Origin of the sequence: Microbispora sp. CA-135349 (genome assembly GCF_050947365.1) — a bacterium.
Lineage (GTDB): Bacteria > Actinomycetota > Actinomycetes > Streptosporangiales > Streptosporangiaceae > Microbispora.
In genome coordinates this window covers 8,086,387-8,110,114 of the sequence record NZ_CP192001.1, presented here as the reverse complement: position 1 = coordinate 8,110,114, position 23,728 = coordinate 8,086,387, and the positions used below count along the sequence as shown (strand labels likewise).

22 protein-coding genes and 2 pseudogenes are annotated in these 23,728 nt (G+C 69.9%); 11 read left to right on the top strand and 13 right to left on the bottom strand.

Annotated features, from left to right (window positions below; genetic code table 11):
- Window positions 1-39: 39 nt before the first annotated feature.
- Window positions 40-921 carry a hypothetical protein gene (locus ACQPZZ_RS37340; RefSeq protein WP_432926897.1) on the top strand — a complete coding sequence of 294 codons (882 nt, stop codon included), beginning with the start codon at window positions 40-42 and terminating at the stop codon, window positions 919-921.
- 21 nt (window positions 922-942) lie between these two features.
- Here the strand turns inward: ACQPZZ_RS37340 and ACQPZZ_RS37335 are convergent, their stop codons facing one another.
- The 3 genes from ACQPZZ_RS37335 to ACQPZZ_RS37325 form a co-directional block, all read right to left on the bottom strand.
- Window positions 943-1,965, bottom strand: a complete 1,023-nt coding sequence (locus tag ACQPZZ_RS37335) for a WxL protein peptidoglycan domain-containing protein (protein WP_432926895.1) — start codon at window positions 1,963-1,965, stop codon at window positions 943-945.
- 133 nt (window positions 1,966-2,098) lie between these two features.
- Complete coding sequence (locus ACQPZZ_RS37330; protein ID WP_432926893.1) at window positions 2,099-3,622, bottom strand: fibronectin type III domain-containing protein; 1,524 nt, start codon at window positions 3,620-3,622, stop codon at window positions 2,099-2,101.
- Between the two features lie 116 nt (window positions 3,623-3,738).
- Window positions 3,739-4,971, bottom strand: coding sequence for a HupE/UreJ family protein (locus ACQPZZ_RS37325; protein ID WP_432926891.1), 1,233 nt, complete (start codon window positions 4,969-4,971; stop codon window positions 3,739-3,741).
- 174 nt (window positions 4,972-5,145) lie between these two features.
- Here ACQPZZ_RS37325 and ACQPZZ_RS37320 point away from each other — a divergent pair, with 174 nt between their 5' ends.
- The 4 genes and pseudogenes from ACQPZZ_RS37320 (at window position 5,146) to ACQPZZ_RS37305 (ending at window position 8,187) form a co-directional block, all read left to right on the top strand.
- Window positions 5,146-5,817, top strand: a complete 672-nt coding sequence (locus ACQPZZ_RS37320; protein ID WP_432926889.1) for a hypothetical protein — start codon at window positions 5,146-5,148, stop codon at window positions 5,815-5,817.
- Between the two features lie 73 nt (window positions 5,818-5,890).
- Window positions 5,891-6,879, top strand: a pseudogene (locus ACQPZZ_RS37315) (IS5 family transposase).
- 10 nt (window positions 6,880-6,889) lie between these two features.
- Window positions 6,890-7,471, top strand: a complete 582-nt coding sequence (locus ACQPZZ_RS37310; RefSeq protein ID WP_432934671.1) for an endonuclease/exonuclease/phosphatase family protein — start codon at window positions 6,890-6,892, stop codon at window positions 7,469-7,471.
- A 137-nt stretch (window positions 7,472-7,608) separates the two neighbouring features.
- Window positions 7,609-8,187, top strand: a complete 579-nt coding sequence (locus ACQPZZ_RS37305) for a hypothetical protein (RefSeq protein WP_432926887.1) — start codon at window positions 7,609-7,611, stop codon at window positions 8,185-8,187.
- Window positions 8,188-8,466: 279 nt separating this feature from the next.
- On the opposite strand, the gene ACQPZZ_RS37300 is transcribed toward ACQPZZ_RS37305, so the two are convergent.
- From ACQPZZ_RS37300 to ACQPZZ_RS37275, 6 genes and pseudogenes are all read right to left on the bottom strand, one after another.
- Complete coding sequence (locus ACQPZZ_RS37300; protein ID WP_432926885.1) at window positions 8,467-9,759, bottom strand: serine hydrolase domain-containing protein; 1,293 nt, start codon at window positions 9,757-9,759, stop codon at window positions 8,467-8,469.
- 927 nt (window positions 9,760-10,686) lie between these two features.
- Window positions 10,687-10,995 carry a hypothetical protein gene (locus ACQPZZ_RS37295; RefSeq protein ID WP_432926883.1) on the bottom strand — a complete coding sequence of 103 codons (309 nt, stop codon included), beginning with the start codon at window positions 10,993-10,995 and terminating at the stop codon, window positions 10,687-10,689.
- A gap of 120 nt (window positions 10,996-11,115) precedes the next feature.
- The gene (locus ACQPZZ_RS37290) at window positions 11,116-11,697 is read right to left on the bottom strand and encodes a WD40 repeat domain-containing protein (RefSeq protein WP_432926881.1); all 582 of its coding nucleotides are present in this window, start codon (window positions 11,695-11,697) and stop codon (window positions 11,116-11,118) included.
- 80 nt (window positions 11,698-11,777) lie between these two features.
- Window positions 11,778-13,010: pseudogene (locus tag ACQPZZ_RS37285) on the bottom strand (WD40 repeat domain-containing protein); the annotation flags it as partial.
- 71 nt (window positions 13,011-13,081) lie between these two features.
- On the bottom strand, window positions 13,082-13,339 hold the full coding sequence (locus tag ACQPZZ_RS37280) for a bifunctional DNA primase/polymerase (protein WP_432926879.1): 258 nt from the start codon (window positions 13,337-13,339) through the stop codon (window positions 13,082-13,084).
- 42 nt (window positions 13,340-13,381) lie between these two features.
- Window positions 13,382-13,957, bottom strand: a complete 576-nt coding sequence (locus ACQPZZ_RS37275) for a TetR/AcrR family transcriptional regulator (protein ID WP_432926877.1) — start codon at window positions 13,955-13,957, stop codon at window positions 13,382-13,384.
- Window positions 13,958-14,098: 141 nt separating this feature from the next.
- Here ACQPZZ_RS37275 and ACQPZZ_RS37270 point away from each other — a divergent pair, with 141 nt between their 5' ends.
- From ACQPZZ_RS37270 to ACQPZZ_RS37260, 3 genes are all read left to right on the top strand, one after another.
- Complete coding sequence (locus tag ACQPZZ_RS37270) at window positions 14,099-14,398, top strand: putative quinol monooxygenase (protein WP_432926875.1); 300 nt, start codon at window positions 14,099-14,101, stop codon at window positions 14,396-14,398.
- 46 nt (window positions 14,399-14,444) lie between these two features.
- Window positions 14,445-15,446, top strand: coding sequence for a hypothetical protein (locus tag ACQPZZ_RS37265; protein ID WP_432926873.1), 1,002 nt, complete (start codon window positions 14,445-14,447; stop codon window positions 15,444-15,446).
- A 117-nt stretch (window positions 15,447-15,563) separates the two neighbouring features.
- Window positions 15,564-16,562, top strand: a complete 999-nt coding sequence (locus tag ACQPZZ_RS37260; protein ID WP_432926871.1) for an IS481 family transposase — start codon at window positions 15,564-15,566, stop codon at window positions 16,560-16,562.
- A gap of 70 nt (window positions 16,563-16,632) precedes the next feature.
- On the opposite strand, the gene ACQPZZ_RS37255 is transcribed toward ACQPZZ_RS37260, so the two are convergent.
- A complete protein-coding gene (locus tag ACQPZZ_RS37255) occupies window positions 16,633-17,259 on the bottom strand; it encodes a class I SAM-dependent methyltransferase (RefSeq protein WP_432926869.1) in 627 nt (208 codons plus the stop codon).
- Between the two features lie 258 nt (window positions 17,260-17,517).
- Between ACQPZZ_RS37255 and ACQPZZ_RS37250 the strand changes: the two genes are divergently transcribed.
- Window positions 17,518-19,440: an adenylyl cyclase gene (locus ACQPZZ_RS37250; RefSeq protein WP_432926867.1), complete on the top strand. Its 1,923-nt coding sequence runs from the start codon at window positions 17,518-17,520 to the stop codon at window positions 19,438-19,440.
- 47 nt (window positions 19,441-19,487) lie between these two features.
- On the opposite strand, the gene ACQPZZ_RS37245 is transcribed toward ACQPZZ_RS37250, so the two are convergent.
- Window positions 19,488-19,910, bottom strand: coding sequence for an SRPBCC family protein (locus ACQPZZ_RS37245; RefSeq protein ID WP_432926865.1), 423 nt, complete (start codon window positions 19,908-19,910; stop codon window positions 19,488-19,490).
- A 101-nt stretch (window positions 19,911-20,011) separates the two neighbouring features.
- The gene (locus tag ACQPZZ_RS37240; protein WP_432926864.1) at window positions 20,012-20,479 is read right to left on the bottom strand and encodes a class F sortase; all 468 of its coding nucleotides are present in this window, start codon (window positions 20,477-20,479) and stop codon (window positions 20,012-20,014) included.
- 505 nt (window positions 20,480-20,984) lie between these two features.
- Here ACQPZZ_RS37240 and ACQPZZ_RS37235 point away from each other — a divergent pair.
- Complete coding sequence (locus tag ACQPZZ_RS37235) at window positions 20,985-22,028, top strand: glycosyltransferase family 2 protein (protein ID WP_432926863.1); 1,044 nt, start codon at window positions 20,985-20,987, stop codon at window positions 22,026-22,028.
- A 2-nt stretch (window positions 22,029-22,030) separates the two neighbouring features.
- A complete protein-coding gene (locus ACQPZZ_RS37230) occupies window positions 22,031-22,195 on the top strand; it encodes a hypothetical protein (RefSeq protein ID WP_165900532.1) in 165 nt (54 codons plus the stop codon).
- 37 nt (window positions 22,196-22,232) lie between these two features.
- On the opposite strand, the gene ACQPZZ_RS37225 is transcribed toward ACQPZZ_RS37230, so the two are convergent.
- Window positions 22,233-23,552 (bottom strand): MFS transporter, encoded by a 1,320-nt coding sequence (locus ACQPZZ_RS37225; RefSeq protein WP_432926861.1) that lies wholly within the window; start codon window positions 23,550-23,552, stop codon window positions 22,233-22,235.
- Window positions 23,553-23,728 lie beyond the last annotated feature (176 nt).

The following is a 23,728-nucleotide window of genomic DNA, read 5'->3' as shown; positions in this document are numbered from 1 at the left end:
GACCGGCGCGTCCGGGCGGGCTCCTGCCAAGATCACACCATGCTGCGATTGGTCACGGCTCTGTTGGTCGCGGTGCCGCTGCTCGGCGGCTGCCTTCTGACCGGGCCGCGCACGTTCGAAGAGCACGCCGCACAAGCCGTGGGGATCTGGCGGGCCAGCGGTGCCGCGGAGATCTGGCGCGACGGCTTCGTCCCTGTCGGCGACCTGACCGTGATGCCGCCGGAGGTGCGCGAGCAGATCGAGCATGACGAGGAATACGGCTGGGTCGTGGCCGGACCGCTCCCCGCCTCGCCGGGCGCGGGGCAGGTCCGCTGGGACGACGGGTCGGCGATGCGGGTCCCCGTGATCGGGCCGGCGGAGGCGTTGCAGGCGGTGTCTCCCTGGCCCGAGGAGTGGATCTGGCCTGACCGGCACACGTACCCCGACGGGGAGGCGTACAAGCTGACCAGTGCGGAGTTCACGACGATACGGCTGGAAACCGTACGCGGCATGGCGACCGTGCCCGCGTGGCGGCTGCACTTCTCCAACCTGCCCGGCCCGATCGACCGCGTCGCGGTCGATCAGGAGGCGCTCGACACCGTGAAACGCGCCGTCGGCAGGCACGACCCGGGCGACGAGCAGATCATGGGCGTCGAGACGCGCGGCGAACGCCGGCTGCTGGTGAGCTACGAGTACGGGACCTGCGGCGGCGAGCCGCTCGATGTCGTCCTACGGGTCAGCGAACAGCCGGACGTGGTGGTCCTGGGGCTCGACGTCCCCCACCAGGGCGGTGGCGTGTGCGCGGGCACCGGCGCAGGTGGCCAGGGCGTCGTCGAGCTCGACAGGCCGCTGGGCGAACGTGTGGTGCTGGACGCGATGAGCGGGCTTCCCGTCCTGTGTCTTCGCCGTGCGCCGGACGCGTGCGGTTCCAGGAACTCGTGACATCACCAGCGACCCGCCGGTTCATCCCTGTGCGAGCGGTGCGCCGGGTCCCTCGTAGAGCGTGGTTGTCCGGCGGCGCCGGAAGACCAGAGCCGCGACGGCGAGCCCGCAGAGGACGACGAGGACGAGCGGCAGTGCCCAGGGGAGGGTCCACGCGTGTGCGGTGCCCTCGACGGCGGCGAGCGGGGCGACCGAGCCCGCCGCGTCGGTGAGCAGCGGGACGAGCGTGACCGTCCCCGTCAGCCGCAGCGCGGGAGTCACTCCGTGCACCGGTACGGAGACCTTCCAGGTGTCGCCCGGCAGCAGCCGGGGCGAGTCGTCGATGTGTCCCGCGCGGGCGTCCCAGCGCCCGAAGGGACCGGACAGGGACACCGCCTGACGGGCGGTGAGAACGCTGTTGCCGTCGTTGCGGATCGTGTACGTGACGGTGGCGTCGCCTGTCCCGAGCGGATTGGGCGTGCCGGAATAGCGCACGTCCAGGTCCTCCACCGACAGGCTCGGCTTGAGCTCTCCGCCCACACGCAGGCGGATCCGGATGCCGAGACGCCGCCCGTCCGCCGCGCCGGTCGGCGTGGTGACGATGCCGCCCATGTACTCGCCGGGCGCGGCGTCGTCGGGAAGCGCGACAGTGAACGGCACCTCGGCCGACTCTCCGGGCCGCACCGTCACGTCGGGCCGGTCCGGGTGGACCCACGCACCCACCCCCGTCGACTTCGCGTCCGCACCGAGCAGGTCGAGCCGGCCCTGCCCGGTGGTGAACGCGTCCGCGGCGTACACGCTCAGATGGAGCGGCGTCGTGCCGTGGTTGGCGACCACGAGACCGTCCTCGGCCCGCCCGCCCGGGTCCAGCGTGTAGCTGTAGTTGCGCCGGTCGGACCCGAAGTCGCCGGAGGCCGTGGCGACCGTCCAGGTGACCTCGCCGTCCGCCGCCGCGGCGGGGCCCGTCCCCGTTCCGATCAGACCGGACGCGGCGAGCAGCGCCACGAGGACGGTTCGGGCGAGGGAGCGTGCTGCGGTTGTCGTACGCGGCCTTGACGGGTGCATCTGATCGGTCCTCGGGTGGTTCCGGAAGCGGCGGGACAGGACGACGTGCCGTGGGGCGGGCGCCTCGACGGTGCCCACCAGGGTGAGCGGGGCCGATCAGCTCGTTGTCACGGCCCCGCTCACCCTCGGCCGTCTACTGGAGCCAGTCGGACTCGGACGCGGCCTGCTTGTCCTCGCCGGCCTTGCCTTCGTTCGTGTGGATCACGACCTTGTCGACCGTGGAGCCGACCGGCTGAGCGGCGCTCGCGCCGCTGTCCGGGCCGCACCACGACTCCTGGCCCAGCTCCACCGCGGCGTTGGGAGCGGCGCAGGTGCCGCTGCGGATGTTCTCGACGACGAGCTTGTTCCCGCGCACCTGGACCCGCACGTACGTACGGACGTGCTCCTGGTTCTCGACCGAGTTGGCCCAGTGGTTCTTGGGGTTCAGCGGGTCGGGACCGTAGTTCGGGTCCTTGTTCGTGTCGGGGGCGGTGAGGTCGTAGTACTTGGAACCCGAGGCCGAGTTCGCCGTCACGTAGATGACGCCGCCCGGGCCCTTGGACACCTCGGTGGCGCCGGGCTGCTCGTCCTTGTTCGCCTTCTGCCCGTTCTTGATCACGTAGCTGCGGGAGTAGCTGTGGTCGTGACCCTGCAGGACCAGGTCGACGCCGAGCTTCGAGAAGGCCGTCGGGAAGTCCTGGCGGCGCACCTTGTTGTCGGCGTCGTTCGCGTGGCTGGCCGGCGAGTAGATCGCGTGGTGGTAGATGAGCACCGTGTGCTTGGCGCCGGCGCCGTGCTTGTTGACGACATCGGTGATGTAGGCGATGTGCGCGGCGTCGGAGCCGCTCGCGTACGCGTTGCTGTTGATGTCGATGAACAGGATGTTCTTGTATTTGAACCAGTAGTCGCCCCCCGACCGGGTCGTCGCGCTGCCGTTGTAGTACGGCGCGGAACGGTCGGTGTTCGGCGTCCAGAAGTGCTGCTCGTACGCCTTGCCGCCGACGTCGTGGTTGCCGATGGTGGCGGCCCAGGGATACTGGCGCAGCTTGTCGGACGCGAGGAACGCGTTCCACTGCGTCTCGGTGTTGGCCGACTCGACCTGGTCGCCGCCGGAGACCAGCAGCTCAGCCTTCGGGTTGGCGGCGAGGGCGACGTTCAGGGTGTCCTCCCACCCGGCGCCGTCCTTCGCCACGTTGCCGGACGAGCCGATCTGCGGGTCGCCGAAGAACAGGAAGTCGAGGTTGTTGCCGTTGAAGTCCTGGGTCGTGAAGGAGTACGTCGGGGACCAGTTGCCCTCGGCGCCGACCCGGTAGGAGTACGCGGTGTTCTGCTTCAGGCTGTCGATCGTGGCGTGCGCGTTGTAGCCGCCGTTGACGACGTTCGCGGTGACCGTGGCGGGGAAGGTGACGGCGTTCGCGGGGAACCGGCCGTCGACGACCTTGGACGCCGGCGCGACCTGCACCACCTGCGCGGTGCCGGCCGAGGAGTACCACGACAGGACGCGCTGCGTCTCGTCGGCGCCCACGCCGAGGACGATGCCGGTGAGCGTCGCGCTGTCGGCGTGGGCCGCGGTGGCAAGGCCGCCGAACAGGGCGCCGGCGCCGAGGGCCGCCGCCGTGGCGCTCACGGCCACCCGGCGCAGGACGCTGGGGCCCTGAGTCCCCTTGTCGAGCTTCATTGCTTTCCATCCATTTGGGGGTATTGGAGCGATTTGCACGATTTCGGGATTCGGTGTCGCGGAGATGAACGTGGAGCAGGCGAGCCGTTGCGCTTGCCGGAAGTTGTGGCGTGATCTCAGGTTCCGAGAACGCGTTGCACGAACCACACCAGGCCCATCGCGGACACGCCGGCCGCGATCGCCCCGGTCGTCCACAGCCCCGCGATCGGCCGGCGATGACGCAGCAGGGCGAGCAGCGGGAAGACGGCGGCGATGATCGTCAGCTGGACGACCTCGATGCCCACGTTGAAGACGAGCAGCGACCACAGGAGCGTCCACGACCAGGCCTGGTCGATGCCCAGGGCCGCGGCGAAGCCGAGACCGTGCACGAGGCCGAAGCAGAAGACCACCGCGAGCCGCGTCCAGCCCGCGCGGTCCAGGCCGAGGCGGCCGTGACCGGCGGTCTCGAGGTCCGTGGCGTGCGAGCGGCGTCGCCAGAGCCGCCACAGGTGCCAGCCCGCGACGACCGCGATCGAGAGCGCGATGACGGGCTCGACGAACGCCGCGGGCGCCTCCACGAGGCCGAGGGCGGCGAGGACGAAGGTCACCGAGTGGGCCAGCGTGAAGGTCGTCGCCGCCAGCACGATCTCGCGCAGGCGGCGCGACCCCGCGATGAGCGCCAGCAGGAACAGGATGTGGTCGATCCCGCCGAGCAGGTGCTCGGCCCCGAGCCGGAAGAACTGCCAGAACCGCTCGAACCAGGACTGCTGCGTGGAGAACGACCGATGCTGAGCGTCGAGGGCGGTGCTCCCCGACGTCAGGTCGAGGTCGTAGGTGACGATCGTCTTGCTGTCGCGCACGTATCCCTCGGAGCCGGCGAACAGCGCGCTGCGCACCTCGTGCGCGTCGGCGGACCCCGGGCACCGGTAGTCGAGGGTCAGCCGCGCGTACGGGACGCCCTCGCGCCGCCCGATCGTGAAGCCGCCGTCCTTGACCGGTGCGCACGCCGTGCCCCCGGCGGTGACGCCGAAGCGTTCGGTGACGTACGCGACGACCGAGCCGGCGTGGGCGTCGAGCGCGGCGGCCTGCTGTGCCGCGTCACCGGCCTCGAACGCCGCGGTGCCCGCCCGGAAGAGCGGGTCGTCCTTCTCGGAGTCGGCGGCGGAGACGACGAGCAGGTCGTACTCCAGCTGGAGCTCGGTGCGGACGTGCCCGGCCCGGGGCGAGACGAGGTTGACGTAAACCGTCGAGGTGAACCCGTGAGCGAGGGCGGGCAGGGCACCCAGCGCAGCGGAAAGGGCGCTGAACAGGACGGCCACGGCTGCGGCGGCGATGACAGCACAGACACGACGCCGAGCGGCGGGGGACATATGACTCCTTTTCGGCTTTGGCGTACGAAATCTGCTCGATTGAGATGAACGAGCGGTATCTCGCACGAGAACCGTCGAGGAATCACGCCCGGCGGAGACGGCCTCGGCGCCGAAAGCCGCAGATCATGCGGTAGGAAATAGGCGCACTTCCCGGCACCTCGAAGGACGACCCCCATGCGCTCTCGGCTTCTGCCTGCCTGCACCCTGGCCGCGGCGGTCGCGACCGCCCTGCCGGCCGGCGGATGCGGCTCCGCCGACGACTGGTCCCGGCCGCACGCGAGGCCCACCGCCGTCGGCACCCCCGGCCCGGGCTTCTTCCCGGCCGCGTCACCGGCACCGGAGGCGACGATCACGCCCCGGCCCGGCTCATGGAACGGGGTCCGTCCGCCGGAGGGCTATCGCGTGGTGCTGCTCACCGCGGGGGAGGACCGCCAGACCACGACGCTGGCGGGCGCGGTGACGGCGTGGGCCGAGGAGGAGGGCGTCAGCCTCAGGACCCTCACGGCCACGCGGCCGGACCAGTTCGTGCCGACCATCGGCAGGGCCATCGACATGAGGCCCGACCTCATCGTCAGCGCCGGCGACGACCTCGTCGACCCCCTGGCCCTGGTCACCCCCAACCACCTGGACCAGCAGTTTCTCGTGGTCGGCGCGGAGCTGGCCGAGCCCACGGAGAACGTCACCGCCGCCGACTGGACCGGTGCGTCGTTCCGCGGCGAGGGGCTCGGCATGTCCTCGGCGTACGATCCCGCCAGCTTCACCCCCGAGCGTGCCGGACGTGCGGTCCGGGCCGGTGCCGCGGCCGTGCTCAACGGCATGACCGGCATCGTGCTCTGGCTCGACTAGGGCGCGTATCGGGTTGTGATCAATGATCGGGATTCGCCCTCGCGGCAGCGCCTGATCCGGTAGGTCGTCATGGGTGACCCGGACCCAGTTGACAGACGAAGAGTGGGAGTTCATCAAGCCTTACCTGCCGATCGGCAGGTTCGGTCCATACCCCGAGCGGCTGCGGCAGCAGTTCGAGGGCGTGATCTGGCGGTTCAAGACGGGCGGGCAGTGGCGGGAGATGCCCGAGGAGTTCGGCGCCTGGCCGACCGTCCACAACCGCTTCCGGCAGTGGAGGGACGCCGGCGTCTTCGAAGCCCTGCTGGAAGGGGCGATCGCGGAAGCCGCCAAATGCGGCGAGGTGGACTTATCCCTGGTCAGCGTGGACTCCACCACTGCCCGGGCTCATCACGATGCCGCCGGGATGCACCTCGGCCGCGACCTTGTCGCCGTCCTGGAGAAGGCCACCGAAGAGCAAAAGGGGGCGAGTCGGAAGGACGACAGGAGCAGAACGCCGCAAACGACGCCGGGGCAGAACAACGGCAACGCGTCCGGCGCCAGCGTAAGCTCCGGCTGAAAGCTGCCCTGCTCGGACGCTCCAGGGGCGGGCAGACCAGCAAGATTCACCTTGCCGCCGACCGCAAGTGCCGCCCGCTGGCGTTCGTCTTGACCGCGGGACAGGCCGCCGACAGTCCGCAGTTCATCCCGGTGCTGAAGAAGGTACGCGTCCGGGTGCCCGTCGGCCGTCCCCGCACCCGGCCCGGCGCGGTCGCCGCCGACAAGGCCTATTCCTCCCGCGGCAACCGCACCTACTTGCGAAGACGTCGGATCCAAATAGTCATCCCGGAAAAGAGGGACCAGGCCGCCAACCGGAAGAAGAAGGGCAGCAAGGGCGGCCGGCCCGTCAGCCACGACACCGAGCTCTACAAGGAGCGCAACACCGTCGAACGCCTGATCAACAAGCTGAAGGCCTGGCGAGGCATCGCCACCCGCTACGACAAGACCCCTGGCAGCTACCTCGCCGGCCTCCACCTCCGCGCTGCGATGATCTGGATCAAAGACCTCACTCGGACCACCCCTTGATCACAACCAAATACACGGCCTAATCGTCGCGCACCTGAAGAGCAAGCTGCTGTCGTTCCCGCCAGGGCCCACTGGGCGGCCGCGCTTCCAGCCCCGGGACGAGGGCGAACGGGCCCGGGTAGCGGCCTACGCCCTGTACCGGCGTACCGCTGAGGCCGTCACCGTAGGCGCCTTGGCCGACGAACTGCTCGCCGGTCAGGGCGAGACGCGCCAGGTCATGGTGATGGGCGACTTCAACGACGAGCCGGAGGCCGCCACCACCCAGATCCTGCTGGGCCCGCCCGGCTCCGAACTGGGCACCCCGGGCGCCGACCAGCCCGACCGCGGCGACAAAGCCCGGCTATGGAACCTCGCCCCCCGCATCCCCGCTGCCGAGCGGTTCTCCCGGGTCTTCCACGGTCGCGGCGAACTCATCGACCACCTGCTGGTTTCCCACGCCCTCCTCGCCCGCGCCCTCGAGGTCCATACGCTGCGCCCGACGGACCCGGCCAGCTCGCACGACGGGCTGCCCTCGATGACCGAAGACCCCACCAGCCGCCGCGACGCGCCGGCCTCCGACCACGCCATGGTCTTCACATGGCTCAGCCCCTGACATTCACCGGCACCGGAAAATGCCGCAGGGGAGGGCCGCCCACCCGGAACATGGCAGAACGAGCCGCAAGTGTGAGGTCGATACCGCTCTGAATCGGCCTTACGCGGTTTGTCAGTGCATATCCGTAAGATCACTTCATGCCGGATGCATTCACCCTCCTCTGGACCCATGACACTTGCCGCGCTCTGCGCAAGTACGGTCGCGTGGGTGAGCGGCCGCCGGTCGCGTTCAGCGGTCGTCACCAGTCTCTGCCGGCCTGGAGGGGCGCCAAGCCCGGTGATGCGGTGTACGCGCTCCACGTCAGCCGCTACGTCGTCCACGTGGTCAGCCGCATGCGCATCGTGAACCTCGATCGCGGCGAGTGCTGCGGGCCCGTCCCGGTGCACTGGGAGGACTCGGCCTACCCGGGTCACGAGGATTGGGCCGTGCTCGGCGCCTACGGTTGCGGGGCCGAGCCGATCCATGTCGATGCGATGCCCATCCGGTTCGACCTTCCGGTTCCCGGCGATCTTCTGCCCCGGCTCACCTGGCGCAACGCGCGGGGCAAGCAACGGACGCTCAAGTACGTCACCGAGGATGGACGTCTCGAACACTCGGTCAGCTTGCAGGGCTTCTACCGGCTGACCCCGGAATCAGCCTCCGAGCTTGACGAACTGGTATCCGGGACGTTCGTCTCAGGGGTGCCGGAACGCGACAGAAACCGGGCCGCAGGTTGATCACCGGTCGTTAGGCTCCCGGTGCCTGTGCCGTTGGTGACGGCCCTCCGCTCCGAAGCTGGCCCCAGCCCCAAAGTAGCTATGTGCTCTCAGGGCTGCTGAAGCTGCTATGGCCAGGGCGGAGTGGCGTCGTGGCCTCTGGTAAAGCCTGTTAGCTCGTGTGGGGTCGGCGAGCTCTGATGGCGAGAATTCAGGACGGGTTCGGTTCTGGGCTCGGTGACGCGGCTGATAGTCAGGCCGGCGTAGAGGATGGCGTTGTTCGTCCGGCCCAGCGAATGTTCAGGCTTCGATTTGTCCGGCCGCACGGACGTCGGCCCGGCCCGTGTGCAGGTAACGCGCACGACCCTCGCCGTCATCTCCCAGAAACGCGACGGGCCCGTGGCCGGGCTCCGCGGGCAGCAGGGAGTTCCCCCGCCAGCTGAGCAGTTCCGTCCTGTATGGCTCGTTGCCGGCCTCCGCCGCGAGCCCGAGGGGGACTTGCTCGAGCCACAGCCGTCCCCGTTCGTCCCCGCTCACCGTGGTCTGGCTCGTGCTCGACAGGTAGACCCCCGTGCAGCGCCTGGCGTCCGGGCGCGCCGCGGGATCCGGGACGGGCTCGGCGGGCGACTCGATGACCCTGCCGAGGATCTCCTTCATCAGGGGCTTGCGGTCGCCGCCGTTGGTGAAGATCACCACGGACACATCGCGGCCGGGGTCGACCCGCAGGACAGCCGACTGCCCGATGGTGTTGCCGTTGTGGCCGAACACCGGGCCGCCCGGCAGGTCGTAGAGTTCCCAGCCCAGACCCCAGGCCGTTCCCCAGCCGATGTCCGGCAGGACGACCTGCGGCTCCCGCATGGCCCGCAGCCCCTCATCGGCGAGATGCGCCCGGGCGAAGGCCAGCAGGTCGCGCGGGGTCATGGCGAGCATCGACCCGGCGGGCGCGTTCGACCGCGCCATCGCCCAGACCGGGACGGGCCGCCCGCCGAGGTGCCCCACCGCCACGCGATGGAGGATCGCCTCGTACGGATCGTTCGCTGCGTGCGTCATGCCCAGGGGCGTGAACAGATGGTCCCGCATGCACCGGTCGAACGGCTCCCCCCGCACGACCTCGACGATCCGCCCGAGCACGCTGTAGCCCGCGTTGTTGTAGGAGAACATCTCCCCGGGCTCGAAGATCTGCGGCACGTCGGCCAGCAGTTCCACGTACCTCTCCAGGCAGTCGTCCCCCTTGCCCGTGTCGGTGAACACGTCCCCCTCGAACCCGGCCGTGTGGCACAGCAGCTGCCGGACGGTCGCCTCCCGGAACCCGGGAAGGTACCTGCCCACCGGCGCGTCGAGCTCCACCAGCCCCTCCGCGACGAGCCCCATCACCAGCGTCGCCGTCAGCACCTTGGTGACCGACCCGATCTGGAACACCGAGTCGACCGTCGCCTCCACCCCCGTCGCCGTACTCAGCACCCCCGCCGCCGCCTCGACCATCCGACCCCCGGCGCCGACGGCGACCGCCACCCCCGGCACCCCGTGCTCCTCCGCCAGCCCCGGTAGCTGCTCTCGCAGCCACCCCCCGACCTCATCGATCTCCATTCTCATCCGCCCCACCATAGAGGGCTTGTCGACTTGATCGTCTCGAAGTAGTGGCCGCTGTCGGCCAATCGGAGTTGTCAGAGCGGCCTACGCGGGCGCCACGAGAGCCGCGCAACCGGCGATGACTCGCCCTCCGCCCTTTCCACCAGAGGCTGGCTTAGCCCTGCATCAACTCCCCGCCCGCCACACCACAACGCACTGACAGTGACATGGCCAGCGCGGCGGCTGAGCTCGCCGCCCGCCTGCTAGCGCGAGGCGCCGTCAAACGCTGCGAACACCATCTCGATGGGCGACGTCCAACCCCCACCGAACATTGCCGGGGTCGTACACCGAGACCAAGCCGAGCAGATCAGGCGACTGCTGCCCGCCACCGGCACCCCCGCGCCGACCGAATAATCGTCGACAACGCCAACCGGCTGCAATGCCGAGAGTTATGGTCATCGTCGTATACCCGCTATCGGGGCGACGCGACGCCACCGCCTTCACCTGGAGGCGGGCCGCCTGTGCGTACTCACCTCACGCCATAGGCGCGCCTGCATCGTCGTCGCTCGCGCTGGCATACCTCACTCCTGGACGCCCATCCCGCCACCGATCCGGTGCATCTCGACGTCCCCGTCAAGTTTCCCGAGGGCTGGGAAGCCCACCACACAGTGCTCAGCCATCCGGAGCGGTACACGATCCTGGCACCTGGATGAAGCCGCTGAAGGTGAGGAAAGGCCCACGAGCATCTCGTCGTGGGGAAGTGCGCGGAGCGTGAGGTCGTCCCTTTCGCTCACGTTCACGAGGAGGAGGAGACATTGGGCAACAGGTTGCGCTCGCTCTCGCCGAGGAACCTGTAGGCCTCCCCCGGGGAGTGTGCCGAGCCCGGGTCGGGCTCGGCACCGGCGCCCGCCGAGGGAGCGGCTCACACACTGCTCCTTCGGCGGACGGCTGTCACGACAGGTCGACGGTGTAGAGCTGGCGGGAGTCGCCGAAGTTGCAGTTTGCGATGGACTTGACCGGGTTGCTGGGCACCTGCCAGGGCCCGTAGTTGATGTAGTAGTAGTTCGGCCAGAACCACTGCCGGCACTGGACCATGGCCCGATACGAGCCGGTTCCGCGAGTGCAGACGGCGTACGAGCCGTTGCCACCCTCGGGTCCGGTGGAGCAGCTCGTGGGGGCAGCCTGGGCGGCGGTGGGTGCCAGGGCGAGCGGCACGACGACCGCCGCGGCGGCGATGGCGTGTCGGAGGCGCAGGCGCATGAGGCGTCCTCTCGTCGGGGATCTCTTGGCGACCGGTTGACCGCCTGCTGTTGAGTGCAGTGGCTGCGCCGCGGCGGAACAAGGCTTGGAGAAATAGCCGTACATAGTCGTACGGCCTCGTCAGCAGGGCGGCTGGTAGCGCTTGTCCGGGACGTAGCGGGCCCACTCGGACGGGGTGATCCGATCACCGGCGGTGGCGCAGACGAAGGCCGCGACCCGGCCCGCGTCGATGTTCCACAGATGAGTGGTCCGGTCGGCTCCGCCCGAGACGAGGATGCCGTCGACTGTGTCGAACGCGACCGTGTAGACCGAGCCGTTGTGCGCTGGCAGGGTGGCCAACAGCGTCGGGTGGTGCGGGTCCGTGGTGGCCCACAGCCAGATATTGCCGTCGCCGGTGCCAGCCGCGAGGGTGCGGCCGTCCGGGGCGAAGGCGAGCGACCAGATGGTCCGGTCCGGGCCGGTCAGCGGCGCGGCCAGCGGGGTTGGGTGGTGAGGGTCGGTGACGTCCCAGAACCGGATTGCGTTGTCGGCCGTGGCGAGGGTGCGGCCGTCCGGGCTGAAGGCGATGGCGAACACGGGGCTGGTCGCCTCACGCAGCGGCAGGGAGAGCAGGGTCGGGTGGCCTGGGTCGTGGACGTCCCAGAGCAGAACCGTCCGGCCCGCGGTACCCACGGCCAGGATGCGGCCGTCGGGGCTGAACACCGGGGAGTAGACGATGTTGTCCGCGGTAGCGGCGGTCCGAGGCGAGCCGGGTGGCCCGGGTCAGCAACATTCCACAGCGTCGCGGTGTGGTCGTCGCTGGCGACGGCGAGGCTGCGGCCGTCGGGGCTGAACATCACTGCCTCGATCTGCTCGGTGTGCCCGCGCAGCGTGGCCCGGAACACGGGGTGCCGCGGGTCGGTAACGTCCCAGAGTTGTACGTCGCCGGTGACGGTGCCGACGGCCACGGTGCGGGTGTCGGGGCTGAGGTTGGCCGCACCGCTGCCGCGGCCGGTGACACCGACGCTGGTGACGGGCGGCGCGAGCGGGCGAGGCTGGCGGGGGTCGTTGGTCCGCCAGAGGCTGAACGCGTCATCGCCCCCGGCGACCAGCGTGATGGACCGGGGGCCGGCCGGAATCGCGTTGAATACTGCTGCAGTAGACCCGGTGATCACAGGGCCCGGCAGGGCCCAGCGCCGTACGACCCCGTCGACCGCGGCGGTAGTGAGGACGGTGCCCGACGCTGCCGGCGGCCCGGTGAACTGGACGCTGGTGACCTGGGCCGGGTGCGGGAGCGTGCCGGCGGGGGCACCGGTGTCGGTCTGCCACAGCCAGGTCTTCTCGTCCGAGGTGCCGCCGGCGACCAGGCGACCGTCGGCGCTGAAGTCGACGGCGTTGACCCAGCCGGTCGGGCCGGTCAGGGGCGTGCCATGGGGGGCGGGCCGGTCGGGGCGAGCGATGTCCCAGAGCCGGACGGTATTGTCGGCCGAGCCGGCCGCGAGGAGCCGCCCGTCGGGACTGAACGCGACGGAGAGGATCTTGCGAGTGGCCCCGGTGAGAGCAGGGAACGCGACAGGAGCTGACGGCTGGGAGATGTCGTAGAGGCGGACGGTGTTGTCGGCGCCGCCAGCGGCGAGGATGCGACCGTCGGGACTCACGGCGACGGCCTGGACGGCAGCGTCTGATGTCGCGACCGTCGTCACTCGCGTCGGCGGGCCGTCGTCGGGGACCTGCCAGAGGGTGAGCGTCCCGTCGGCGCTGCCGGCGGCGAGCACACGGCCGCTGGGGTGGAAGGCCAGAGCGTAGAGGGTGCTGGCAGCGGCGGCCTCGGCCGTGCCTCGGGCGGCGGCGCCGCGGGGCCCGACGCGCCAGAGGCGGATGGCGCGGTCGGCACCGGCCGTGGCGAGCAGGCGGCCGTCGGAGCTGAACCTCGCGGCGAAGACGGTACCGGCCGACCCGGCGAGCGGTGCACCGATTGGGCGGGCGGCGGCGGATTCGTCATCCTGCCCGAATGGGTGCGGGTCCTCCAACGGCACTTCCCGCCCCAGCCCTAATCACAGCCTGGAAACGGAAGGCCGCCGGAGGATCAAGCCCTCCCACTGCGGTATCACCGGAGCGTTGCTGGTCGCCTTCCCCGGTGGGGCCGTGGTGCGGTGAGCAGAGCGATGAGCCAGCCCGGCAGCGTCGCGATCGGCAGGCCCCGTTCGATGACGTAGGGCCGGCCGTTCACGACCGAGCCGGGGCCGACGAGATAGCCGCCGCGGCCTCCCCGGCCGGGGCCGCGGGTGTCGATGCCGGGTCCCAGCGGCGAGGTCCCCGACGCCGACCCGATGACGCAGCCGGCGTCGCGGCGGACGACCTGCACGAGCGTACGAATCGTCGCAGGGTCGTGGCTGCGGACAGCCGATCAGCGTGGTCTCGTCAACAGCGGCATGACGATGGTGTCGACGATGTCTTCGATGGCCTCGTCGGACACCGGCTTGAGGGTCATCAGCACTTCGTGGCGGAAGAGGTCGAACGGCAGATTGATCGTCCGTGGCGTCAGGACGGCCGGGTCGATCTCGCCGCGGTCGGCCGCCCGCCGTCCGATGATCTCGGCGGCTGACGGGCGTCCGTTCAACGCCAGTTCGCGTAGCTGCTCGGGGCCCGTCCCGGTGTTGTCGAAGTAGCTGCCGAGGTGCACCGTCGCCGCGGCGAGCAGGTCGACGCGGGCCCGGTTCGTTGCCTGCATGATTGCAATGAGGTCGCCGCGCAGGCTGCCGGTGTCGGGGACCTCGACGGGCCGGGTGGCGCTGGCGTGGGCGATGGCGGCTTCGATGATCTCTCTTTTGTCGGTCCATCGGCGGTAGAGCACAGGTGTGCTCGTGCCGGCGCGCTTCGCCAGGGCTTCCAGCGTGAATCCGGCGTATCCGCGTTCGGTCAGCTCCGCCCATGCGGCTTCGAGCAGTGCCTCCTGGAGGCTGCTGCCTCGTCTGCGTCGCATCCGATCCCTCCGTAAGACGTGTTTGCACATCTTAGGCCATCGGCGTACCGTCGATCTCGTAAGAAGTGCAATCACTTCTTAAGTGTGGGGTGCCCGGACCGCAGGGCACACCGATCGAGCGGACGAACAGGTGGTAAGGCAATGGCAACCAGCACGGAGCAGGTAACCGTCCTCATCGAGATTCATGCCCGGGCCGGGCAGGAGCGGCAGGCGCGCGACGGTCTGCTGCATGCCATCGAGACCTCGGACAAGCCGGGGCTGATCAGCTCTCGCCAGTACGCGAGCCTCGACGATCCGGGCGTCTTCTTCGCGGTGCAAGAGTGGGAGAGCGCCGAGGCGTTCCATCGGCACATGAAGGACGCCGCCGACAGCGGAATGGACGAGGCGATCCGGGTCCTGAGCAAGGCGCCCCGGACGGCGCTGCTGCGCGCGATCGGCTGACGAACTTCTTTCCGGAGGGCTTTTCACTCATGCACGAGGGAATGCTGTGAGCACCGCGTTCAACAAGAGGGTCACCCGCGTCGTCCTCGATGATCTCACTCGCGAGACAACCTATGAGTGCTTCGCCGATCGGTCCGAGTTCGAAGGACACATGGTCGACTACGAAGCGTCCCCGATCCGGAAGGAGGACGACGAGCAGCGCGCGGCCCGGCTGAGCGACCTGCGTTCCGAGATGCGCCGGGCCGGGACGGCGTTGCTGCAGATCTACCCGGACGGCAACACCAGGGCGATCAAAAGCATCACGGCCGAGGGTGACCGAGTCGTCGCCGAATACCTTGTCCATGCGGGGCGGACCGTGTTCGACATCGACAACGAGCACAACTTCCACGTGGTCAAGGTTCTGGAATTCGACGACGGCCGGATCGTACGGATGCGTGAGTACTGCGACTCGGCCTACCTGAACGCCCATGCCGGGCCGATCGCCGACATCATGCACCGGACCACAGCGGACAGCATCGACACGGCATCCGACGTCACGGCCTGGAGCAGCGATTGGTGCCTGGCCGACCCGGACGTGCGCCTCGAATCGGACGAGGCGCCGGCCCCCGCGGGCTGGCCGGACCACAACCGAGAGGTCGCCCTCCGATTGAGCGAAACCTGGGGCGACGCGTCGATGGCCGCATACCTCGACCATGATGTCTTCTTCAACAATGAACTCGACCGGGCGACCTCGCCGCAGCTCAGCCGAGGGATCAAGGGCCGTGCCGAGCTGATCTCGGCGGCGGTCCGGGCGGCGTCGGCCTTCGCCGAGGGCCCGCATCGGACGGTGACCGCCACGACCGCTGAGAACAATCGGGTGGTCGTGGAAGAAGAAATTCGGGGGACGATTCGGTCAAGGCCCGGCGTCCAATTCCGAATGCGTCAGGCGAAGGTCTGCGTTCTGCGGGAAGGCAGAGTTCACCGCATCCGCCAGTACTTGGACAGCGGATACCTCCAAGTCAACTTCCCCGAGCTCGCCGATCTGGAGTTCGAGTACGCCGCCCTCTAGCTGTACTGACCACAGAGGTTAGGTACGGGGCGACACGCACGAATGATCTTGTAAATGGGTGAGGGCCTTCGGTTTGGTGTGGATTGCGACATCTACACGCCAACCAGAAAGGCCCTCATGCCCCACCGTAACGCCCCGCTGACCGAACTCGGACGCCTGCGCCTGGCCCGGTGTGTCGTCGACGACGGCTGGCCGCTGCGCAGGGCAGCCGAACGCTTCCAGGTCGCCGTCACCACCGCCCGGCGCTGGGCCGGCCGCTACCGGCAACACGGAGCAGCCGGCATGACCGACCGCTCCTCGCGCCCGCACCACAGCCCCCGCCGCACCCCCACCCGCACCGAGCGGCGCATCATCAAAGTCCGCGTGCTCCGCCGGTGGGGCCCGGCCCGCATCGCCTACCTGCTGGGCCTGCACCCCTCGACCGTCCACCGCGTCCTTACCCGCTACCGGCTGACCCGCCTGACCCACCTGGACCGCGCCACCGGCCGCACCATCCGCCGCTACGAACACCCCGCACCCGGCGATCTCGTGCACGTCGACATCAAAAAGCTCGGCAACATCCCCGACGGCGGCGGCCACCGCGTGCACGGCCGGCAGGCGGGTGCCCGCAACAGCTCCGCCCACCGCGACCCGGACCGGCCACGCACCCATCACGGCCGTCCCAACCTCGGCTACGGCTACCTGCACAACGCCATCAACGACCACTCCCGCCTGGCCTACACCGAGATCCTGCCCGATGAGACCAAGGAAAGCGCCGCCGCGTTCTGGCGCCGCGCCCAGGCCTTCTTCGCCACCTGCGGGATCACCGTGCGCCGGGTACCGACCGACAACGGCAGCTGCTACCGCTCCCGCCTATGGCGCGACACCCTGACGGCAGCCGGCATCACCCACAAACGCACCCGCCCCTACCGGCCCCAAACCAACGGCAAAGCCGAACGCTACAACCGCACCCTGCTCGACGAATGGGCATACGCCCAGCCCTACACCTCCGAGACCCAACGCCGCGCCGCCCTGCCCGCCTGGCTACACACCTACAATCACCATCGCGGCCACACCGCGCTGAACGGCCTACCACCCGCCAGCCGCGTACCCAACCTCATGGGACAGAACAACTAGGTCGTGTCTCCCCGGCGGGCTCGCCGGTGTGGGCCGACGACGGCCGCGACGGTGTCGCGAGCCGGCCGGGTCAGGGCCTGACGGCCAGCACCCGGAAGCCGATCCCGCGGGTCGTCCGCGCGACCGACTCGATCGCGAAACCGGCCTGCTCCAGGTAGGGCCGGGGATCGCGGGTGAGGTAGTCGGCCTCGAACCGCACCGACAGCGGTTCCAGCAGCCGCATCCCGGCCCGGATGACCGGGTTGCTCGACGGACCGTGCTCGGCCAGCACGAACCGCCCGCCCGGCTTCAGCACGCGATACGCCTCGCGTGCCGCGGCCGGCGGGTCCGGGATGGTGCACATCGTGAACGTCGACAGCACCGTGTCGGCGACGCCGTCGGGCAGGTCCAGGCGCTGCACGTCGCCCTGCCGCAACTCGGCTCGCTTGCCGAGGCCGGCCTGCGCGACCCGCCGCCGCGCCAGTTCCAGCATGCGCTCGGAAAGCTCGATCCCGATCACCGTGGCGTCGGCGGCGTACAGCGGGAGGTTGAGCCCGGTGCCGACCGCGATTTCCACGACCTGACCACGCGCCTGCCCGACGGCCCACTCGCGGCTGCCCGGAAACAGACGGCGCTCCCAGGCCAGCATCTGGCTGTCGTACCGATCCGCCATCCGGTCGAACACCCGGCGTACGTCGGCGTCCGTGGTAGCCCGCATAGATCGACCCTAGCCAACGGGAGCCGCCCACCGGCCGGCTGCAGTGCTGGTCCTCGTACGCCTCCCGGTCCTCCACCGGCGGCCTCGATCAGGCACTCCGGTTGCCCGCCCACCGCGGAAATCAAGGGCGCTCAGGCCATAGCGCCGGGGCGGGTTCACGCGGTACAAACGTCCCACACATTTTTCAGGGCTTTATACAAGGCCAGCCTGCGAGAGAGCGCTCTCTCGCAGGGTCACGCAGCGGAAAGGACCAACCGCATGACGACCCACACTCCTGGCAGTGGGAGTCCTCTACGGCGGCGGCCACGCCGCCGGCTGATCGGCCGGGCGTTGACGTTCGGTCTCGTGCTGACGACCGCCGTCGTGACGGCGGGAGCGACGGCCGCCGCCGCGGCACCCGGCCCCGGTAACCCCGGAAATCATGGGAATCACGGGCTTCCTGGAGTCGTCGACCTCGGGCCGAACGTCACCGTCTTCGATCCGGGCATGCCGGTCGAGGAGATCCAGGCGACTCTGGACGCGGCGCACGCCGCGCAGGTCGACAACGAGATGGGCGCCGAGCGCCACGCCTACCTCTTCAAGCCCGGCACGTACGGCACGGCAGAGCACCCGCTGCAGATCAAGGTCGGCTACTACACCGAGATCGCCGGCCTGGGCGCATCGCCCACCGATGTGGTCATCAACGGCAAGGTCGAGGTCTACAACCGCTGCCTGGAGAACAACGGCACCGGCAACTGCCTCGCGCTCGTCAACTTCTGGCGCACGCTGTCGAACCTGTCGGTCAACGTCAACGGCGCGGGCCAGGACGACTGCCGCCAGACGGCGAATTTCTGGGCCGTCTCGCAGGCGGTGTCCATGCGCCGCCTCAACATCAGTGGCGGCAGCCTGTCGCTGATGGACTACTGCACCGCCGGCCCGCAGTACGCCAGCGGCGGGTTCATCGCCGACTCCAAGCTGCCGTCCGTCACCAACGGTTCCCAGCAGCAGTGGCTGACCCGCAACACCGAGGTCGCCGGGTGGTCCAACGGCGTGTGGAACCAGGTCTTCTCGGGGGTCGTCGGCGCGCCGGACGAGTCCGGGTTCCCGAACCCGCCCTACACCACGGTCGACGCCACTCCCGTGAGCCGGGAGAAGCCCTACCTGTACGCCGACGCGCAGGGCAGGCTCAACGTCCGCGTGCCGGCGGCCAGGACGAACACGCGCGGTGTCTCGTGGGCGAACGGCATGACCCCGGGCCGCACGGTGCCGCTGTCGGACTTCTACGTCGCGAAGCCGTCGGATTCGGTGCAGACCATCAACAGCCAGCTCGCGCGCGGGAAGAACCTGCTGCTGACGCCCGGCGTGTACGACATCGCGCGGAGCATCGAGGTCAAGCGGCCGGACACCGTGGTCCTCGGCATCGGGCACGCCACGCTCACCGCCGTACGCGGCTCGATCCCGCTCGACGTCGCCGACGTGCCCGGTGTGATCATCGCCGGAGTCACCGTCGACGCGGGTCCGCAGAAGTCCCCCGTCCTGCTGCGGGTGGGCAGAGAGCACGGCGGGCGCAGGGCCCCGGCGGACAACCCGACGACCCTGTCCGACGTGTACTTCCGCGTGGGCGGGCCGCACGTCGGCAAGACCGAGACCGCTCTCGAGGTCAACAGCGACAACGTGCTGATCGACCACACGTGGGTGTGGCGCGCCGACCACGGGGTCGAGGGCTTCACCGACACCCAGCGCTGGAACACCAACATCGGCCGCTACGGCGCCGTCGTCAACGGCGACCACGTCACGGCGACCGGCCTGTTCGTCGAGCACTTCCAGCGGTACAACACCGTCTGGAACGGCGAGGACGGCACGACGATCCTCTACCAGAACGAGCTGCCGTACGACCCGCCCACGCAGGCCGACTGGATGAACGGCCGCGTGAAGGGCTACGCCGGCTACAAGGTCGGCGACCGCGTGAAGCGGCACAACCTGTACGGCGCGGGCGTCTACGTCTTCAACCAGAACAACCCGTCCATCCACACCGAGAACGGCTTCGAGGTTCCGGCGACCCCGGGCGTGAAGCTGCACCACATCATGACGGTCAACCTCAACGCCGGGACGATCGACCACGTTGTCAACGGCGTCGGCGACGCGGCCGACACGACCAAGGTCGGAGCGCCGCAGTACGTCGCGGACTACCCGGCCCAGTAGTCACCCTGTTCGCGCAGGTGGGCCGGCGTCCCCGGACTCCGGCCCCCTCAGGAGCCGGATTCGCAGCGCCGCTTGAGACTCTCGGCCTCCGTGCGGACGTACCTGCGGGTGCGGCCGCCGATAAGCAGGCTCATCAGCGGTGCCAGCGGCCCGGACTGGTCGATCCCGAGCAGAACCGAGACCCCGCCGTCCCGGGGCGTGAGCACGTGCGTCGCGAGCGTGGTCACGCCCCCGCCGGCCGCCTGCCAGGCGAAGGACCTGCCGTCGGTGAGCTCCGTCACCTGCCACACCATCGGGGGAAGCCCCGGCTGCTTGATGCGTACGCGGACGCCGAGGCTCAGCGGGCCGTCGTCGAGGTGCTCCACCGCGGTCATGGTGGGCGTGAACTCGGGCCACCTGGTGACGTCCGTGAGGACCCGCCAGACCCGCTCAGGAGAGGCGTCGATGTCGACGCCGGTCTCGAACCGCATATCAGCCGTCGCTTTCTCTTCGTCTCCGACCCGAGTGGCCCGGCGGCTCATGTCGGAGCTGCGGACGCCCGTACGATGATGCAGTCATCCCCTGCCGTCGATCAACGGGAAGAAGATCCACCCTGCGGGCGACGGCCGGCGACGAGGTGGGCGTAGACGATGACGTTGTCGCGGTAGTGCCCGCTGGAGGTGTCGAAGATCCCGCCACACGTGATCAGGCGCAGTCCGGGGAACTTGACCATCCCGTAGACCTTGCGGGTGGGGAAGCGGTCCTTCGGCACGCGCTCCAGGGAGTCCACCTCGAAGACCACCTGGGTGTGATCTTTTCTGGAGATCCTCACCGTGTCGCCCGGTCGCAGGTCGCCGAGGCGGAAGAAGACACCGGGCCCCTCTTTCGAGTCGACGTGGCCGGCGATGACCGCGGGACCGGGGGAGCCCGGCGACGGGCCGAGCCGGTACCAGCCGGCCTCGTCGACCCTGTCGAGGGGCGGGACCTCCAGTGTCCCGTCCGGGTTCTTGCCCAGCGTCATCAGCGTGGTCCGCACGCCGATCTTCGGGATCTCCAGCATGACCGGCGGTGACGACGGCAGTGCACGTGCCGTGGGCTTCGGCTGCGCCCGCGGAGTCGAGACGCTCACGGGAGGCGCGGGCGGCGCCGCCTGACCATCGCCGGCGCGCCAGACGGTGACCGTGACGGCGACGGCAGTTGCGGACAGGCATAAAAGTACCGCTCCGGCAACTTTAACCACTTGATCACCGTTCCCGCGCCGAAATCGTCCTGAACATCTTATGTCGCCGAAGTGTTGCCTAGTCACTTACATCACCCGTGTAATCTATTGCGCGTAGTCACCAAAATGCGGCGGTTTGCTGGGAGCTGGACGGTTTTAAGTGGTTCAGTCAGAAACTCTGCCCAGGCCGTCAGAGACCGGGCGCAACGTCCCCGATTCCGGAGGCGGCATACATGCCCTGACGCCCGTCCATCCGAATGACCTCGCAAAGGTCGGCACGGGCCGGCACCGGGCCACGAGGGGCGCCGACGGCAAGCGGGACCTCCCGAAGGTCGACCCCGCATACATGCACGTCACCGTGCTGGTCCCGGCGCACAACGAAGAGGCCCAGATCGCCGAGACGATCACGTCGCTGCACGGCCAGCGGCGCAGGCCCAACCGCGTCATCGTGATCGCCGACAACTGCACCGACGGGACCGAGGACATCGCCCGTGCGCACGGCGCCGAGGTGATCAGGACGATCGGCAACCGCCACAAGAAGGCGGGTGCCCTCAACCAGGTGCTCGAAGTTCTGCTGCCCCAGTTGGGGTCCAGGCACGCCGTACTGGTCATGGACGCGGACTCGGCACTCGATCCCGGTTTCATCCACCATGCCGTCCTCCGGCTGGCGACCGGCGAACTGGCCGCGGTGGGAGGCACCTTCACCGGCAAGCCGGGCGGCGGGCTGGTGGGCATGTTCCAGCGCAACGAGTACGCGCGCTACGCGAGGGACGTGCGGCGGCTGCACGGAAAGGCACTGGTGCTCACCGGGACGGCGACGCTTTTCCGCGCGCTCGCGCTCAAGGAGGTCGTCAGGGCCCGCCGCGGCGGTCGTCTCCCCGGCCGCGACCAGGTGTACGACGTACGTGTCCTGACCGAGGACAACGAGCTCACCCTGGCGCTGCTGCACTTGAGGTTCCGCATCCTCTGTCCCGCGGAGTGCACGCTCACCACCGAGGTCATGGAGACCTGGAAGGACCTGTTCAAGCAGCGGCTGCGGTGGAAGCGGGGGGCGCTGGAGAACCTCACCGACTACGGCTGGACGCGGGTCACGTTGCCCTACTGGGGCCGTCAGCTCCTGTCACTGGTCGGGATAATCGTGATCTTCACGTACCTGGGCGCCACCGCCTGGTCGATCGCGGTCACGGGCACGCTCACTTTCCATCCGCTCTGGCTGGCGGTCACGGGCGTCTTCATGGTCGAGCGGATCGTGACCGTCCGCAGCAGGGGCGGCAGGCAGATGGCCGTCGCCGCGCTGCTCTTCGTAGAAATGATCTTCGATGTGTTCCTGCAGTTAGCACAGGCGAAAGCCTTCTGGGACGCCGCATGGCGTCGGGAAAGGAAATGGTGAACATGTACAACAACCCACCCATCGGGGGCGTCGCGGCGGGCTTCGGCGGCGCGGCGCTGACCGCCCCGTTCATGGGCTGGAACGCGCTCTGGATCGCCCTGGGCCTGTTCACGCTGGTGTCGGCCGCCGTGGCGGTCAAGCGGATCATCCCCAAGCGGGAGGCCTGACCTCGCGGGTGAGGACCGGCCGGGCGGGGACGGCCGGTCAGCCGGTGTCGGCGGGGTGGGCGCCGCGCTCCGCGGACTCCTCGTGCCGTCCCCGGATCCCGGGGGCGCCGGCGGGAGCGCCGCCCCGGCCGAGGACGGCGGTCGCCGCCGCGACGGCGGGCACCAGGATGACCGCCGCCGCGACGTTGACCGCGTGGAAACCGCCGGCGGCGAGGATCGGCCCGGCCAGCGCGGCCGCCGCGGCGCCCGCGTAGTTCATGCCGGCGTCGGTGGCGCCCTGCAACGGCACCCGTATGTGGTCCGGCGCGGCGCCGGTGAGCAGCGCCGACCCGGAGATCATCGACGCCGACCAGCCCATGCCGAGGACGGTCAGCGCGAGCGCGGTGAGCGCGCTGCCCTCCGAGGCGGACGCGGCCACGAAGCCGAGCACGACGGCCGCCACGAGCATCAGCATTCCAGCGCACGCGACCCTGACCGCGCCGAGCCGGTCGGCCAGCCATCCGAAGACGGGGCTGAAGGCGTACATGCCGAGCACGTGCAGGCTGATCACGACGCCGACCAGCCGCAGCGACATGCCGTGGTGCTGCATGTGCAGCGGCGTCATGACCATGACCATGACCATCATGGCGTGCGCCACCGCGACGAGCGCGACCGCGAACCGCGCCGCGGGATGGGCCGCCGCCCACCGCAGCGCCGCCGCCGCTCCCACCGTCCGGGGAGGGGCGTGCGCTCCGCCGGCGACCGGCGCGGGCGGCCGTACGGCGGGCCGGAGGAACAGCGCGACCACCGCGCCCGCCAGGGCGAACGACACGACCGAGATCAGGTAGGGCCCGGCGAGGCCCGGCAGCCCGAGCCGCCTGCCGAGCCGGTCGGCCACCTCGCTGAGGTTGGGGCCGGCCACGGATCCGATCGTGGTGGCCCAGACGACGATCGACATCGCCCTGGCCCGGGCGCCGGGGGCCGCGCCGTCCGCGGCGGCGTAGCGGGACTGCAGGTTCACCGCCTGGCCGACGCCGAACATGGCCAGCCCGGCCAGCAGCACGACGACCTGGGAGACGACGGCGGCCGTGACGATCAGCACGCCGCCGAGCACGGCGATCGCGTACCCCAGGGTGAGAGAGCGGCGCCGCCCGTGCCGGGCCGCGACACCGGCCAGCGGCACCGCGGCGACCGCCGCGCCGAGCACGCTCGCGGCCTGGCCCAGCCCCGCGAGGGACGTGCCGCCGAGCCGTTCGACGAGCAGGCCGCCGACCGCGAATCCGGAGGCGACGGCGACCCCGCCGAGCAGGTTGCCGGTGACGAGGCTCCCGATGCCGCGGGCGCCGGACCGCGGCCCGCCCGAGTCGTCGCGGCTCATCGCGCGCAACCGCCACGTGCCGTCATCCGGTGTCTCACGACGCCCCCGCCGCGCGCCACGCACAGCACTGCCGGACCACCTTTCCCTCGCGCCCGGTCCGCTGTGTTCCGGGAAAACGACACCTGATGATATGTCCGGCATGCGGTGCCGCTCGGCGGTCGTCCGTCCGCATGGAC

What these genes read in the sequence shown, in the direction of transcription:
- ACQPZZ_RS37340 (WP_432926897.1), top strand. Translation starts at nt 40, where the DNA reads ATGCTGCGATTGGTCACGGCTCTGTTGGTCGCGGTGCCGCTGCTCGGC.
- ACQPZZ_RS37335 (WP_432926895.1), bottom strand. Translation starts at nt 1,965, where the DNA reads ATGCACCCGTCAAGGCCGCGTACGACAACCGCAGCACGCTCCCTCGCC.
- ACQPZZ_RS37330 (WP_432926893.1), bottom strand. Translation starts at nt 3,622, where the DNA reads ATGAAGCTCGACAAGGGGACTCAGGGCCCCAGCGTCCTGCGCCGGGTG.
- ACQPZZ_RS37325 (WP_432926891.1), bottom strand. Translation starts at nt 4,971, where the DNA reads ATGTCCCCCGCCGCTCGGCGTCGTGTCTGTGCTGTCATCGCCGCCGCA.
- ACQPZZ_RS37320 (WP_432926889.1), top strand. Translation starts at nt 5,146, where the DNA reads ATGCGCTCTCGGCTTCTGCCTGCCTGCACCCTGGCCGCGGCGGTCGCG.
- ACQPZZ_RS37305 (WP_432926887.1), top strand. Translation starts at nt 7,609, where the DNA reads ATGCCGGATGCATTCACCCTCCTCTGGACCCATGACACTTGCCGCGCT.
- ACQPZZ_RS37300 (WP_432926885.1), bottom strand. Translation starts at nt 9,759, where the DNA reads ATGAGAATGGAGATCGATGAGGTCGGGGGGTGGCTGCGAGAGCAGCTA.
- ACQPZZ_RS37295 (WP_432926883.1), bottom strand. Translation starts at nt 10,995, where the DNA reads ATGCGCCTGCGCCTCCGACACGCCATCGCCGCCGCGGCGGTCGTCGTG.
- ACQPZZ_RS37275 (WP_432926877.1), bottom strand. Translation starts at nt 13,957, where the DNA reads ATGCGACGCAGACGAGGCAGCAGCCTCCAGGAGGCACTGCTCGAAGCC.
- ACQPZZ_RS37270 (WP_432926875.1), top strand. Translation starts at nt 14,099, where the DNA reads ATGGCAACCAGCACGGAGCAGGTAACCGTCCTCATCGAGATTCATGCC.
- ACQPZZ_RS37260 (WP_432926871.1), top strand. Translation starts at nt 15,564, where the DNA reads ATGCCCCACCGTAACGCCCCGCTGACCGAACTCGGACGCCTGCGCCTG.
- ACQPZZ_RS37255 (WP_432926869.1), bottom strand. Translation starts at nt 17,259, where the DNA reads ATGCGGGCTACCACGGACGCCGACGTACGCCGGGTGTTCGACCGGATG.
- ACQPZZ_RS37250 (WP_432926867.1), top strand. Translation starts at nt 17,518, where the DNA reads ATGACGACCCACACTCCTGGCAGTGGGAGTCCTCTACGGCGGCGGCCA.
- ACQPZZ_RS37245 (WP_432926865.1), bottom strand. Translation starts at nt 19,910, where the DNA reads ATGCGGTTCGAGACCGGCGTCGACATCGACGCCTCTCCTGAGCGGGTC.
- ACQPZZ_RS37240 (WP_432926864.1), bottom strand. Translation starts at nt 20,479, where the DNA reads ATGCTGGAGATCCCGAAGATCGGCGTGCGGACCACGCTGATGACGCTG.
- ACQPZZ_RS37235 (WP_432926863.1), top strand. Translation starts at nt 20,985, where the DNA reads ATGCACGTCACCGTGCTGGTCCCGGCGCACAACGAAGAGGCCCAGATC.
- ACQPZZ_RS37230 (WP_165900532.1), top strand. Translation starts at nt 22,031, where the DNA reads ATGTACAACAACCCACCCATCGGGGGCGTCGCGGCGGGCTTCGGCGGC.
- ACQPZZ_RS37225 (WP_432926861.1), bottom strand. Translation starts at nt 23,552, where the DNA reads ATGAGCCGCGACGACTCGGGCGGGCCGCGGTCCGGCGCCCGCGGCATC.